Here is a 14,136-nt window from a genome sequence, read left to right as displayed (position 1 = left end):
AAATGAAAAACTGCGGTTGATGAAACTACGCCATTATGTGGGCTTATTAATCATGCTGGCCCTCGGTTCGGAGGCAGGATGGGCAGCCGGTTTCCGCCTCTCCAGCCAGGACGCCTTTGCATCCGGCCGGGGTGAGGCCTTTGCGGCCACAGCGGACAATCCCTCCGCTATTTATTACAATCCAGCAGGGCTGACCCAAATCAAGGGCCTGCAAGCACGGGTGGGCAGCTACAACATCTACCTGGCGCCGGGTTTTGAAGCCAACGGGCGGCGCTTCGAGAACCAAAGCAAGTGGCATGTGGTGCCACAGGTTTTTGCCGCTTACGGACCGGAAAACCTGCCCCTGACCTTCGGGCTGGGCGTGTATTCGCCTTATGGGCTGGGATTGAAATGGGCGCAAGACACCGGCTTCCGCAGCATTGCTTTGGAAAGCAAGATGAAATACCTGACGGCCCATCCGGTGGTGGCCCTGGAGGTTCTGCCGGGCATGTCCCTGGCCGCCGGGCCGACCTTCAACTATTCCCGTGTGGACTTGAAACAAGGTGTGTTGCCCGTGGATGCCGGGGATGTGTTTCGCTTCAAGGGCGATGATGAAGACGTGGGCTATACCGCCGGCTGGCGGTGGCAACCCCATGCCAAATTAGCCCTCGGCGCCGCTTACCGCAGCCGCACCACCATGGCCTACGAGGGCTATACGGATTTAATTCCCATTTACAGCCGCATGGACGCCCGCCTGCGTTTTCCCATCCCGCACAACGTGGTCATGGGCATCTCCTATCGCCCCACGGAAAAATGGAACTTCGAGTTCAACGCGGACTTCACCGAATGGAGCCGCGTCAACCAGGTCAGCCTCGACCAGGCCTTTCCCTTGCCGCCCTTCGTCCTGAACTGGCAATCCAGTTGGTATTATGAAGTGGGGGTAACCCGCTATTTGGACAAAGGCTGGAGTCTCAGCGCCGGTTATATCTTCAACGAAAGCTGCATGCCGGATGCCTTTTTCAATCCTCTCGTGGCCGACACCGACAAACATTTCATCACTTTTGGCGCCAGTTGGCGCGGGCAGCGAGCCACCCTGGATTTTGCCTACCAGTTCGGTTATGGCCCGCCTCACACCGTGCGCGGCAGTGCGGTTTCGGCGGCTGGCCAATCGGCGGATGGCCGGTATGATTTTACCAGTCACGCCGTGTTATTATCTTTTCAGTGGCGTTTTTAAGCCAGGCAAACCAGGACACTTTGTGGGGGCATATGAGTGTGACAACGAATACGGTGGAGCCGTGGCAGGTGGCGGGACGTGCCACCCAAGGCCAGGAGGTACGGGGGGCCGTATCGCATGTGGGAGGCACCCGCCTGGTGTTTGAAACCGGGGACCCGCATCTGACCTTGCGCCTTTCTGAGGTTTTGGACCCCTTCCGCCTGCTGATTAATGGCAAGGAAATTCCCGCCGGCCGCGCCGTGGTCACCAGCGCCGTGCACAACGGCAGCACCTGGGTCTGTGAAGTCGCCCTTCCCGAAAACTGGTTTGAAGGCAAGCTCACGTCCCTGCCCGCCGGCCCGGGGCAAAAGCCTGCTTTCGATGAATTTCTGCGCCAGTGGCAGCGGCTGTACGCCCTCCGACCGGAATACAAAATCGTCCTGAGCGACTTGCACAGTCTGCTGACCCATTTGCGCCTGTGGCTGGAGGAGGTGGAATTGGGCCTCAAATCCTTGGACGCCGCCGAACGCGCCCAGCGCCGCCAGGCCATAATTGAGGGGCTGGATGCGCCCGTGGTCCAATCCGTCAACGTCTTGCACGAGCGTTTTGAGGAAATCACCGCCCGGCTCAACCCCGAGGAACATGCGGCGCACCAAAGCCTGTGCCGCCGGCTCCTGCACCCCCTGTTTCTCTGCTCGCCCTTCGGGCATCGCACCTATGTAAAACCGCTGGGGTATGCCGGGGACTATGAGATGGTGAACATGATCATGCGCTCGCCCTACGAGGGGCCGTCGCTCTACGCCCAGGCCGTGAATGTCTGGCTCCTGCGCCAGTATCCCTCACAGGCCCATCGCCATCGCATTGCCTTTTTAACCGAAAAATTGATCCAGGAAACCGCCCGGGTCAGCCTGCAAAAACGCCCCGCCCGCATTTTCAACCTCGGCTGCGGTCCGGCGCATGAAATCCAAAAATTCCTCCGCGAAAGCGCGTTGAGCGACTGGGCTGAGTTCACGCTGTTGGACTTCAACCAGGAGACTCTCCACCACGCGCGCGAGGTGTTGGAAAAAGCCCGCCAGGAGCATCAACGCCAATGCCGCATCCAGCTCGTCAAGAAATCGGTGATGAGCCTGCTGAAGGAGGCTGGCAAGAACACCGGGCCGGAAGCGGGCGGCGGTTATGATTTGGTTTATTGCGCCGGGTTGTTTGACTACCTACCGGACCGTACCTGCCAGCAATTAATGAACCTGTTTTACCAATGGCTGGCGCCCGGCGGACTGCTGGTGGCCACCAATGTTTTCCCCTGCCAGCCCTTCCGGCATATGTTGGAATACCTGCTGGATTGGCGCTTGATTTACCGGGACCCGCGCCAGATGCTGGCCTTGAAACCCGCCGCCGCCCCGCCCGAAGCGGCGCGAGTGGTCAGCGATTTGACCGGCACCAATCTGATGCTGGAGGTGCGCAAACCGCTCACCTGAGGCTATGGAGGACGAGCATCACAGGAAAATTCGCGCCGCCTTTGAGGAATACGAACGGGGGGTCACCGTTTACAATTTCAAGGTGGCGTGCGTGCTCGGCATGGTGTTGATGCCGGCGGGAATCTTTCTGGATTACTTTGTTTATCCGCGGCACCTGGCGGAGTTTGCCGCGATCCGCGTAATCTGTTCTGTATTGATCCTGCTCTTTTTGCTGATCATGCTGACCCCCAGTGGGCGGCGCCTCTACCGGCTGTGGGGATTGATTTTGCTGAGCCTGCCCACCCTTTCCATTTCCTACATGATCTACCGGACCGAAGGCCCCGCCTCGCCTTATTATGCAGGTTTGAATCTGGTGATGCTGGTGCTGGGGTTTGTGCTGCATTGGACGTTTCGGGAAAGCCTTTTGGCCGTAGCGGTGGTCTTTAACATGTATCTGGGCGCATGCCTGGGCCACGGCGATTACGAAAAGACCGGCATCTTCATGAATAACCTGTATTTCTTGGTGCTCACCGGCATCATCGTCGTGACCGGCAGCTATTTCCTGAGCGAACTGCGGTTCAAGGAGTTTGCCAACCGTTACGAATTGGACCTCAGCCGCAAACAACTGGAGGAAAACAACCGCAAACTGCTGGAGCTGGATGAGAACAAAAGCCGCTTCTTTGCCAACATCAGCCACGAGTTGCGCACCCCGCTGACCATCATGCTGGGCTCGTTGGAGGAGATCATGCAAAACCCGGCCCTCGCGGGCGATCCCAACCTGCGCCAGACGCTCACCCTCATGCGCGCCAATGGTCTCCGGTTGCTCAAGCTCATCAATGACCTGCTTGAACTCGTGCGGCTGGATGCCGGCACGCTGCCGGTCAAGCGGGATGCCGTGGATTTGCCTGCCTTTCTGGAGAGCCTGGCAGCCGCCGCCCGCCACCTGGCCGAGCGCCGCCAGTTGCAGCTCATCACTCAGGTGGCGCCCGACGTCAACCGCGTGCTGGTGGACCGTGACAAGCTGGAAAAAATCCTCCTCAACCTGCAATTCAACGCCCTGAAATTTACCCCGCCCGGCGGGCGGGTGGAATTGATGGCCCGCCGCGAAAATCAGGATTTGGTCCTGCAAGTGCGTGACACCGGCGTGGGCATTAGCGAAAAAGACCTGCCCAATGTATTCAGCCGGTTCTGGCAGGCGGATATGTCCAGCCAGCGCAAATTTAAAGGCGCCGGCATTGGCCTGGCGCTGGTCAAGGAATTGACCGAAGTACAAGGAGGCGCCGTGGCGGTGGAAAGCAAGCCCAACGAAGGCACCACCTTCACCGTGCGCCTGCCCTATCTGCCGGCCAGCGAGTCGGGTCTGGCCCCTGCGGAAACGGACAGCGGCTCCCCCCAGGCGCCCAAGGCTGAGGAATGGTTGGCCGGGCTCTACCGGCAGGCAGACATGGCCGCCCTCAATCATGTGCCCGATAATGAGGGGAGCGCCCTGCCGGCTGGCGAAGGGCCTCAACCGCTCATTCTGATTGCTGATGATGAACCAGATTTGCGCGCCTTCCTGCGCCAGCAACTGGCTCCCCACTACCGCCTGGCCGAAGCCGTGGATGGGCGTCAAGCCGTGGAGCTGGCCCTGCGGCTGCAACCGGACTTGATGCTGTTGGATTTCATGATGCCGGAAAAAGACGGTTTGCAGGTCTGCCGCGAATTGCGGGAACAGCCCGCCACGCGCATCCTGCCCGTCATCTTTCTTACGGCCCACGGAGACCATCAAACCCGCCTCAACGCCCTGCGCGATGGGGCCACCGATTTTCTAGCCAAGCCATTTTCTGTCACCGAGCTGCACCTGCGCGTGAAAAACCTGCTCGCCGGCCACCTGTACGCCCGGGAGCTGGCCCGCCAGAAGGCCCGCCTGGAAGCGGCCTATCGCCAGTTGCAGGAAGCCGAAGCTCAACTGGTGCAGTCGGAAAAGCTGGCCGCCCTCGGCCGCATGAGCGCGGGCATCATTCACGAAATCAACAACCCGCTCAATTACGCGCGCACGGGGCTCTACACCTTGCGTCAGCGGCTGGCCGGACTGCCGCCGGAATCTCGTGCCGCCTGGCAAACCCTGCTGGGGGAGATTGAAGATGGCATCAACCGCGTCAAAAACATTGTGCAGGACCTTGGGCCGTTTGCCCATGACCGCGATGCGGTGAGCAATGACACCTCCCTCCGCCAGGCCGTGGAGCTGGCCTTGCGCTTTTTAAGTCATGAATGGCGGGGGACGGTGGCCGTGGAGGTGGATGTTCCCGATAACCTCACCGCCTGGGCCAACCGGGTGCGCCTGGTGCAGGTGCTGGTGAATCTGTTGCAAAATGCGCTGGACGCGTTGCGCGCGCAATCCCCGCCCAACCCTGCGCCCACCATCCAAGTGCGCGCCTGGGCCGAAGGCGCGTGGGTGTTTCTGAGTGTGCGGGACAATGGCCCGGGCATTCCTCCTGAACTGCAGAATCGTGTCTTTGAACCCTTTTTCTCCACCAAAGAAATCGGCGCCGGCCTCGGTTTGGGCCTGCACCTCTGCCATCAAATTGTTCGCCAATATGAAGGCCGCATTCGGCTGAACAGCCAGCCCGGCCAGTTTTGTGAATTCATTCTGGAACTGCCGGCGCACGATCCCCGGCTCAGCGCCAACGCCTCCACCCCTGCCCATGCATCCGTCCCCAAGCCAGCCTGAATTTGACTACCGTCGCTTTGCCATCCTCTACGTGGACGACGAAGAGGCCTCCCTGCGCATGTTTCAAGCAGCCTTTGGGCAGCAGTTTCGCATCCTTACTGCCCCCAACGCCGCCGAGGGCCATCGCCTGCTGGAGGCGCATCACGCCGAACTGGGCGTGTTGATGACTGACCAGCGCATGCCGGGCGAAAAAGGAGTGCAGTTGCTCGAAAAAGCCCGCCGCCAATACCCCCGCATTGTGCGCATTCTGACCACGGCCTATGCGGAGCTAGATGCCGCCATCGCCGCCGTGAACGAAGGCGCCATCTACAAATACATCACCAAACCCTGGGACCCCGTGGAGTTGGAGCATGTCCTTCGCCACGCCCTGCAATTTTTCATCGTGCAACACGAGCGGGACCAGTTGTTGCGGGAAAAAATCTCCACCCTGCACCGTCTCATGCTCACAGACCGCCTCCTCAGTCTGGGCATGTTTTCCGCCGGCCTTAATCATCATCTGCGCAATTCGCTGGTGGCCATCCGCACCTTTCTGGAACTTGCCCCGGTCAAAATGGCGGAAGAAAAAATCAGTCCCAACACCTTGCGCGATCCGGAGTATTGGCGCGAGTTTCACGCCATGGCCCAGGGGCAAATCCAGCGCATCACCGAAATGCTCAGCAGCCTGGGAGCGGCGGCCGACCGGGCGGAAGCGGGAGAGACCGCCCTGGTGGATGTCGCCGCGCTCCTGCAGGAGGCCATTGCGGTGGCGCAACCCGAACTTCAGCGCCAGCAGCTCCGCATTCAGTTGCAATGCGACCCCCAGTTGCCGCCCCTGCGCGGTCACCCGGCCAAAATCCGGCGCCTGTTTGATTTGTTGTTGCGCGACGAAATCCTCACCCTCCCCAGCGGCTGCACCATAAAGTGGCAGTTGCAACCTGGTGCCGGGGGCCAGGGGGTGGACATCCTGCTGGAGGACAATGGCCGTGGCTTGAGCGCGGATGACCTGCGATTTTTGTTTGACCCCTTTTACAGCCGCTCGCCGCATCCTCAGGAGCTGGGCATAAATCTGATGGCCTGCTTTTTCCTGGTCTATCACGAGGGCGGCCAAATCGCCGTGGACAACGCGCCGCAAGGAGGCACCCGTTTCCATATTCATCTGTCCGGCCTGCCGCCGGAGCATGACCGTCTGCCGCAGCCGGATTCAAAACAGTGGAGCCTCTACGAAGAAATCTACGAAGGCCTGATTTCCGGGCGCGCCGAATCCTGAGACACCCGCCCATGGCTGGCCGCGGGTTTTCCATTGCCGCTGGCGGCCACACCCCTTAGCATTTTGGGCTTATGAGTGATGCACTCATCAACGCCAACAGCCCGCTGCCCACCGGCCGGGCGGACGGCCGCCGCCCCGACCAGCTCCGGCCCGTACGTTTTCAGCCGGGCATTGCGCCGGCCGCGGCTGGTTCCGTCCTGATTGAGTGGGGCCAAACTCGCGTCATTTGCGCCATTAGCGTCGAGGCGGAAGTGCCCCGATGGATGAAGGAGCAGCAGGTTTCCGGCGGCTGGCTGACCGCCGAATATTCCATGCTCCCTTATTCCACCGCCACACGGAAGGCCCGCGAATCCAGCCGCGGCAAGCTGGAAGGCCGGACCCAGGAAATCCAGCGGCTCATCGGGCGTTCTTTGCGCGCCTGCATGGATTTGGAGAAATTGGGGGAGCGCACCGTGTGGGTGGACTGTGATGTCCTGCAAGCGGGCGGCGGGACCCGCACCGCTGCCATCACCGGGTCGTATGTGGCCCTGGCCCTGGCCATCCGCCAATGGCTGGCCGCCGGGATGCTGGCGGAAAACCCCTTGAAGCATGCAGTGGCGGCGGTGAGCGTGGGCCTGGTGGGCGGAATGCCCCTGCTGGACCTGTGTTACGCGGAAGATGTGGCAGCGGCGGTGGACATGAACCTGGTGATGAATGACGCCGGCGAATACATCGAAGTGCAGGGCTCGGGCGAGGAAGCCACCTTCACCGAAGCACAACTGCGCCAGCTTTTGGAGCTGGGCCGGGCCGGCATTCATCAGTTGCTTGGCCTTCAACAAGCCGCCTTGCGGGCCGCATGAAACGCACGCGCCTTTATTTCATCCGGCACGCCGAGGTGGAGGAACGTTACCACCGGGTTTTCGGCGGCCGCATTGACATGGGACTCTCCCCCTTTGGCCACGAACAGGCCCAACGGCTGGCAGAGTACGTCCAACGCCTGCCGCTGGAAGCCATTTACGCCAGCCCCATGTTGCGCGTCCGCCAGACCTTGGAGCCTTGCAACGGCCACCTGCTCCTGACGCCAGTCTTCGAGGAGGCACTCCGCGAATTCGACTTTGGCCGCTGGACGGGCCTTCACTTCCGCCAAGTCCGCGAGCAATTCAACGCCGATCCCTGGGACTGGCTGGAATGGATTGAGCAGGGGCGTATTCCGGAAGGCGAAACCGGAGCGCAAATTCGCGCCCGGCTGGAACCTTGGTTGCAGGACAAACTCCTGCGGCACGCGGGCCAAACCATCGCGGTTTTTGCGCATGGCGGCGTCATTCGCCAACTGCTGGCCTCCTTGCTGGAAATGCCGCTCTCACGCATGGCGCTTTTCGATGTGGATTATGCCTCGGTGGCGGCGGTGGATGCCGGCGGCGGCCGCCCCCCCGAAATCCAGTTGGCCAACTACACCCCCTGGAAAACGCCCGGGACATGAAAACCTCCTCCCTTTGGCAGGTCTTCATCCCGCTCCGCAAAGGACAGGAAGAGGCCGTCCAGGATTGGTTGGAAGACTTTTTCCAGACTCCGGCCTGCGCCTACACCGCGGCAGATTCCGACGCGGCGTCGGTTTCCGTTTACCTGTCAGAAAAACCTGCCCCATCCACCCTGGCCGAATTGCGCGAGCGCTTGCGCCATCTGCCGACGCTTGTACGCCATGCACGCCAAGGCGCGGGGGACGTGTTGGTGAAACGTCTGACCGCCCGAGACTGGGTGAAAGCCTGGCAACGCAACATCCGGCCCATCCGCATCGGCAAGGCCCTGCTCATTCGGCCTACGTGGGACACCACGCCTCCCCGGCCCGGGCAACAGCTCATCGTGCTGGACCCCGGCTTGAGCTTTGGGACGGGACACCATCCCACCACCCACTACTGCTTGCAGGAATTGGTGCGCCTGTCACGCCGGGGTACGGCCACTTTTCTGGATTTGGGCACCGGCTCCGGTCTGCTCGCCATTGCGGCGGCGCGGCTGGGGTATCGCCGCATTACCGCGCTGGATAACGACCCCGAAGCCGTGCGAGTGGCCCGCGCCAATGCCCGCGCCAATGGCGTCGGCCGCCAGATTCGTTTTTTTCAAGCTGACGTTGCGTCATACACGCTCCCCCGCCATCCAGCCTTTGATGTCGTGGCTGCCAATTTAACCGATGAGTTATTGGTGCAACATGCGGCGCGCATCGCCGGTTGCGCTGCGTCCCGCGGTCACTTGGTGCTGGCCGGCATTTTGACCGAGCGCTTCCCCGCTGTTCAAAAAACATACGCCGATTTGGGGCTGCAACTCCTGCGGCGGCGCGACCGGGGAGAGTGGACCGGGGCCACCTTTGGCGTCCCTTGACCCCCTTCAATTCGGTTCGATTAACGCTTGGGCCATTCCTCGACTGCTGCACTTACTTGCCTGCGGGGGGAGCTTCCAGCAGTCGCTTGAGGTTGTAACGGGTGTAGCGAGTGTGGCTGGCCACATTTTTACTGTCCGCATTGGCCACCCAAAAATCGAGGGTATCCGGCTCAAAGAGCACGGACTGGATATTGGACCCCATGCAAACGGGGCGGTTCATGAGCGCGCGAGCTGAGGTGGCGTCAAACTTTCCATAATTCTCGCGCACGCGCGCTGCCAGCGCCTCATAACGGTCCCCCGCCGACATGAGCACCACATCCGCAAAGGCATGAGGCAGGCGCGGATGGGATTGGCCGGGCCAAATGGTCTCAAAAGTATCTGGTGTTGCCGCTATGCCCACGGCCTTCCTGTTTTTCGCATCCGAGATGACGTAATAATACTCACACGTGCGCGGCCCGCGGCGCATGATGGACACGGCCTCATCCAGGGTGCTGGCGCGCTCCATGACTTCGCGCATCAATTGCGCCATCGGTTTGCCGTCCCATAAGCCTTCGCCGCGGCCGCCCATTTCGCCGATGGCAATGTGCTTTTCATTCATCGCCGTGACCGTGCCCACAAATCCGGCATAGCCCACATTAACCCAGGCGTGGGCATCCGACGGCTGCATGACCATCACCACGGCGTTCTGCTCCAGCCCCACCCCTTTCAAATAATCCAGAATGCGGCCGTGATACATTCGCCCTCCCTGCGTGGCCTTGCCAAAGAGGGCGAAGCCACTGCAATGGAAAAGCTCGGGAAAGAAATTGGCCAGCCGCACCTCCTCGCGCTCCAACCCCGCGGCCTGCGCCAGCGCATCCATTTCGCGCAAATAACGCTCGTCCACCTTCAACCGGGCCTGGGCTTCTTCAATCTCGCCAAAGAACCAGCGCCCCTTTTCAAAGCTGCTGCCCACGCCGACTCCATAAAGAATCTGGTCCACCAGGGAACGCACCTGTTTGCGCAGCAACACGCCGTGCTGGCGTCCCATCTCCTCCGGCGTGCCTTTGACGAACAAGACCAGGGTCCCATCCACCTCTTCCAGGCGGCCCTCGCCCTCAGTAGCCACCAACCGATGCTGGCCGGTCACGGTTTCGGGAAGCGTGGGGATTTTTTGATTCAGGGAATTGAGCGCCACGGTCAGGAAACGAGTTACGTGTCCCAACGCCACCTTTTCAATCCGGTCCCCCGCCTGAGCCGGAATATTCCACCGTTCCTCCGGCCACGACGGCTCCAGCCGGAGATTCTCCAGTGCCACCAGGACATCCATCTGTTTGCCGTCATTCCATCCGATGCGCACCGGCAACGCATCCTTGCGCCGCACCGCCAGCGTAAGCGTGCCGGGGGGGACCCCCAGGGCCTGGGTGGCCTGAGGCAGGGGCCGCGCCCTGAAAACGTCACACTTTTCGCCCTCGATGACTTCCTCGGGCAACACTTCGTAAGTGAAAAATAAGGGGAGCAATGCCAGTTGCTCCGAAGACACCGGCAACTTCAAACGCCCCAGTTTGGTGCGGTCCAATTTCTCCGGCGCAGTGGAAAACCGCGGTAATCCCGGCTGGCCCACGATGCCAAATTGTTTCGCTCCAGCGTAAATCCACAGCGTTTGACCATTCCGGCCGAGCGCATAAGTGCGCTCTTCCAGCCGGGCTTCGATGCGCAGCCGGTCGGGGGCCTGCAGGGCCAAACTGGCTTTGGCGCCGGTAAATTCCCGGGGCACACCCTGGGCGCGGACGAGTTTTATCTGGCCTGACAAAGTCTCGGTTACCGCTCCAGGTGTCGGCTCCAACAATGATGCGATTTTTGCCAGCGTATTGCCCAGGATTACCGCCGGAGCGTTGGTGGTCGGGGCCGTGGCCTGTCCCCAAACCGGAATGCCTAAATTTGCCAGCCACAAACAAACCACCCATAGGCAAAGCCAGCGCCCGAAAAAATGTGCTTTCATATCGCCTTGCAAAATGACCTCAAGGAGGCGGCCTGTCAAATGCAACCGCCGCAAGGCCACACACCGGCGTAAGAATATTCTGACATTTTATTCGCAACACTTCCGACCCCACAAACCGATTTGCGCCGATTTCGACCCAAAAGGCCGAAGCGTACGTTGGCTACGTATGAAAAACGTGACACACAGCATGATGATTCTGGCCGTGAGTGCGGCCCTCGCACTGGCCGCTGACCCGCAACCTCAAACCGCTCCCCGGCTCAGACCGGGCGACAAAGTCATCCTGAATCTGGGCAAAGCCGGCCAGGCTCCCACGCAGGTGGAGCTAAAAGTGAGCCACCTGGGACAGGTGGATTTGCCAGTGACCACTTCCTTTGCGGATTGCCTGTCTCTGCCCGCCGCCGGACGGACGGTGGAAGAGCTGAACACGGCGGCGCAGGCGTTGGCGGCCCAATACGCGCCGGACACCCAGCTTCAATTTGCGGCAAGCGCCCCCAACCCAGCCAAAGCCCGGGGAACGGTGACGTTTTGCGGGGAAGCCCAAGGGGTGGTTTATCTGGAGCGGCAAATCAACACCCACCTCGCCCAAGCCGTTTATTTCCTGGGCCCCAGCCGCTTTGCGAATTTGCAGAAGGTGCGCGTGAGCCGCACGCTGGCGAATGGCGCCACCGAACAGTTCACGGTGGATGTCGAACGCATCATGGCAGAGGGTTACCAGAATGACATCCCGCTGCAGGACGGCGACATCGTCAGCGTGCCGGCTTCCTCCTGGCCGGGACGGCGGCCCATCACGGACCGTCCGGCACTGCCGGTGGATCAACTGAAGCTCTTCTGCGCCTTGTCACACGGCAAACCGCTGCCGGTGGCCGCCAAATCGGGGATGGCGCCGACAGCCCAACAACCTGAAGTGACCCGGGTTTCGCAGTTGGCCGCCCGTTGAGAGCCGGTTTCATCTGCGTGTGTCACGGGGACGGCCCTTGGGGGCCGTCCCGTTTTTTTTCTGCGCCTGATTTAGCAGGACTTTAACAGCTCGCGGACATCGGTCACAAAAGCATCCACATCCTCCGGGCGCGTGTCCCAGGCGCACATTAATCGGCACCCCCCCTGGCCGATGAAGGTGTAGAAGCGCCATCCCCGCGCGCGCAAACCTTCCTGCACCGGCAGGGAAAATTCGGCAAAGACGGCATTGGCCTGCCGGGGAAAAAGGATGGGCACCTGCAATTCACGCAGCGCAGTTTCCATGCGGGCGGCCATGGCGTTGGCGTGGGCGGCATGGCGCAACCAGGTGTGGTTTTCCAACATGCCCAGCCAGGGGGCGGCAATGAAACGCATTTTGGAGGCCAACTGGCCGGCCTGCTTGCAACGATAGGCAAATTCGGCAGCCAGCTCGCGGTCGAAAAAGATGACGGCCTCGCCCACTGGCAGGCCGTTTTTGGTCCCGCCAAAACACAGCACATCCACTCCCGCCTGCCAGGTGATTTCCTTGGGCGCCACTCCCAACGAGGCCACCGCGTTGGCAAAGCGGGCGCCGTCCATGTGAATCCGCAGTCCCAGGCTGCGCGCTCGCGCCCAGATGGCGCGGATTTCGTCCACCGTGTACACGGTGCCCACTTCCGTGGCCTGGGTGAGCGACACCGCCCGCGGCTTGGGATAGTGAATGTCACTGCGCTTGCGGACCAGCCGCTCAATGGCCGCCGGGTCCAATTTGCCGTTGGCCCCCGGCGCGGTGAGCACCTTGGTGCCATGCGAGAAAAACTCCGGCGCGCCGCACTCGTCCGTTTCCACATGCGCCAGCTCATGGCAGATGATGGAATGATAGCTTTGGCAGAGGGTGGCCAGCGCCAGCGAATTGGCGGCAGTGCCGTTGAAAACAAAAAACACCTCGCAATGCGTTTCAAACAATTCCCGCAATTTATCCGCCACCCGCGCGGTGTACTCATCGTCCCCGTAGGCCGGCGCATGGTCCACATTGGCCGCCTGCAAGGCCGCCCAGGCCTCGGGACAAATGCCGGCGTAATTGTCGCTGGCAAAAAAACGTTTCGGTGTGCCCATGCGCCGGGTTTAACAAATCACCTGCACCTGGGCAATCTTGAAAGCACCGCGCTGCCCTAGGACCACAAGCGGGCGGACGCTGACAACATGGCTTCCACCGCGGGATCGTGGTCATCCAGGCTGATCAGATGGTCACGCAAATCATTCAAGGCACAGCGGGTTTCCTCGAAGCGCTCGGCAAGCTGATCAAAAATGCCGTCCAGCTCGTATTGCCGCGCCAGGCGATGCTCGCCCGCTTCGCGGTAACTCGCCCGCCCCAAACCCGTGTAATACCCCAGGCTGGGGGCACCGCGCCGCGCCGCCCGGTATCTGATCCGATCCGGGAAAATGCCGGAAAGAAACAGGGCGGTGTTGCCCATGAAAGCGCGCAAGTAAAAGCGGGCGGTGTCATCGCAATGTTGCAGCGCCGCCAGCATGTCCACGAAGTATTCCAACGGTGGCGCATTCGAGCGCAATCGCAGGCGGGAGGCTTCCATGTCCGAGTATTCCGCCAGCACGGCGGCCACGTAATCGGCCATGGCGCGGTCGCTCATGCCGGCGCGTAAAAAGGCGTGGCGCACCAAAATGTAAAAATAGAAAGGTGTGGAGATGCTCAAGCAACCGCGCGCTTCCAGAATGGCGCGAAGCAGTCGTTCGTCATCCAGCAACGTATCACGGCTGGTTTCATCCGCCAGCAGGCGGCTCAACGCCTCCATCTCACTCATCCGCTCCCCCAACACGCGGGTGATAAAGTTCACATCCTCAGCAGTGAGTTGAATCCGGCATGCAGGACGAATCACTTTCATACCCGGTGTCAATATAGCGCAATTTTACACCGGTAAAAATGGGACAAGATGCGCGCCGGTTTATTTGGCTTCGATGGAGCGGATGCGCATGGACGGCACCCACACCTCTTTGCCGGTGGCGTCTTTGAAGCGGTAATGGTCTGTGGCCGGGTCCAGTTTCGGTTTGCTTTTGGCCGTGATGACGTTGCCGTTGGTCAGGGTAATCTGGTAACGGGAGCATCCGCTGCCCGCCAGCATCAACCCCATCAAGGTTGCAAAGACCAAGACATGCTTCATGGTTTTAGTTTTGGTCAAGGCATCGTCCAAAGCAAGCCTCTGGCTTGGCTTTTAGCAGAAGCCATCGCTGCCATTTTTCTGAAAGGATGATGGC

Annotated in this window: 13 protein-coding genes; 9 read left to right on the top strand and 4 right to left on the bottom strand. The window is 60.8% G+C overall.

Features of this window, described 5'->3' with window-relative positions; all coding sequences use genetic code 11:
* The first annotated feature begins 19 nt into the window (after positions 1 to 19).
* The 7 genes from NXS98_RS02260 to NXS98_RS02230 all read left to right on the top strand — a co-directional run bounded on the left by NXS98_RS02260 (position 20) and on the right by NXS98_RS02230 (position 8,954).
* Positions 20 to 1,213, top strand: a complete 1,194-nt coding sequence (locus NXS98_RS02260; RefSeq protein WP_283846844.1) for an OmpP1/FadL family transporter — start codon at positions 20 to 22, stop codon at positions 1,211 to 1,213.
* Positions 1,214 to 1,245: 32 nt separating this feature from the next.
* Complete coding sequence (locus tag NXS98_RS02255; RefSeq protein WP_283846843.1) at positions 1,246 to 2,667, top strand: class I SAM-dependent methyltransferase; 1,422 nt, start codon at positions 1,246 to 1,248, stop codon at positions 2,665 to 2,667.
* Positions 2,668 to 2,671: 4 nt separating this feature from the next.
* Positions 2,672 to 5,356: an ATP-binding protein gene (locus NXS98_RS02250; protein WP_283846842.1), complete on the top strand. Its 2,685-nt coding sequence runs from the start codon at positions 2,672 to 2,674 to the stop codon at positions 5,354 to 5,356.
* The gene (locus tag NXS98_RS02245; protein WP_283846841.1) at positions 5,331 to 6,602 is read left to right on the top strand and encodes a hybrid sensor histidine kinase/response regulator; all 1,272 of its coding nucleotides are present in this window, start codon (positions 5,331 to 5,333) and stop codon (positions 6,600 to 6,602) included. Before NXS98_RS02250 ends, NXS98_RS02245 begins: the two co-directional genes overlap by 26 nt.
* Before the next feature lie 71 nt (positions 6,603 to 6,673).
* Positions 6,674 to 7,441, top strand: a complete 768-nt coding sequence (gene rph / locus NXS98_RS02240) for a ribonuclease PH (RefSeq protein ID WP_283846840.1) — start codon at positions 6,674 to 6,676, stop codon at positions 7,439 to 7,441.
* Positions 7,438 to 8,061 carry a histidine phosphatase family protein gene (locus NXS98_RS02235; RefSeq protein ID WP_283846839.1) on the top strand — a complete coding sequence of 208 codons (624 nt, stop codon included), beginning with the start codon at positions 7,438 to 7,440 and terminating at the stop codon, positions 8,059 to 8,061. The genes rph and NXS98_RS02235 overlap by 4 nt, the downstream gene beginning before the upstream one ends.
* Positions 8,058 to 8,954 (top strand): 50S ribosomal protein L11 methyltransferase, encoded by an 897-nt coding sequence (locus tag NXS98_RS02230; RefSeq protein WP_283846838.1) that lies wholly within the window; start codon positions 8,058 to 8,060, stop codon positions 8,952 to 8,954. Before NXS98_RS02235 ends, NXS98_RS02230 begins: the two co-directional genes overlap by 4 nt.
* Positions 8,955 to 9,006: 52 nt before the next feature.
* On the opposite strand, the gene NXS98_RS02225 is transcribed toward NXS98_RS02230, so the two are convergent.
* Entirely contained in the window at positions 9,007 to 10,260 is a 1,254-nt protein-coding gene (locus NXS98_RS02225) for a C45 family autoproteolytic acyltransferase/hydrolase (protein WP_425499925.1), read from the bottom strand.
* Positions 10,261 to 10,593: 333 nt separating this feature from the next.
* On the opposite strand from NXS98_RS02225, the gene NXS98_RS17885 reads away from it, so the two are divergent.
* Both NXS98_RS17885 and NXS98_RS02220 read left to right on the top strand, forming a co-directional pair.
* Positions 10,594 to 10,740, top strand: coding sequence for a hypothetical protein (locus NXS98_RS17885; RefSeq protein ID WP_425499924.1), 147 nt, complete (start codon positions 10,594 to 10,596; stop codon positions 10,738 to 10,740).
* Positions 10,741 to 11,098: 358 nt separating this feature from the next.
* Positions 11,099 to 11,869: a polysaccharide biosynthesis/export family protein gene (locus NXS98_RS02220; protein ID WP_283846836.1), complete on the top strand. Its 771-nt coding sequence runs from the start codon at positions 11,099 to 11,101 to the stop codon at positions 11,867 to 11,869.
* Positions 11,870 to 11,940: 71 nt separating this feature from the next.
* Here NXS98_RS02220 and NXS98_RS02215 read toward each other — a convergent pair whose 3' ends face one another.
* The 3 genes from NXS98_RS02215 to NXS98_RS02205 are packed head-to-tail and all read right to left on the bottom strand — an operon-like array spanning position 11,941 to position 14,042.
* Positions 11,941 to 12,981 carry a threonine aldolase family protein gene (locus NXS98_RS02215; RefSeq protein ID WP_283846835.1) on the bottom strand — a complete coding sequence of 347 codons (1,041 nt, stop codon included), beginning with the start codon at positions 12,979 to 12,981 and terminating at the stop codon, positions 11,941 to 11,943.
* A 56-nt stretch (positions 12,982 to 13,037) separates the two neighbouring features.
* A complete protein-coding gene (locus tag NXS98_RS02210; RefSeq protein ID WP_283846834.1) occupies positions 13,038 to 13,766 on the bottom strand; it encodes a hypothetical protein in 729 nt (242 codons plus the stop codon).
* Positions 13,767 to 13,826: 60 nt separating this feature from the next.
* Entirely contained in the window at positions 13,827 to 14,042 is a 216-nt protein-coding gene (locus NXS98_RS02205; RefSeq protein WP_283846833.1) for a YgdI/YgdR family lipoprotein, read from the bottom strand.
* Positions 14,043 to 14,136 lie beyond the last annotated feature (94 nt).

This window comes from Fontisphaera persica, from assembly GCF_024832785.1.
Classification (GTDB): domain Bacteria; phylum Verrucomicrobiota; class Verrucomicrobiia; order Limisphaerales; family Fontisphaeraceae; genus Fontisphaera; species Fontisphaera persica.
The sequence above is the reverse complement of the archived record's forward strand: the minus strand, read 5'-3'. Positions and strand labels throughout refer to the sequence as shown.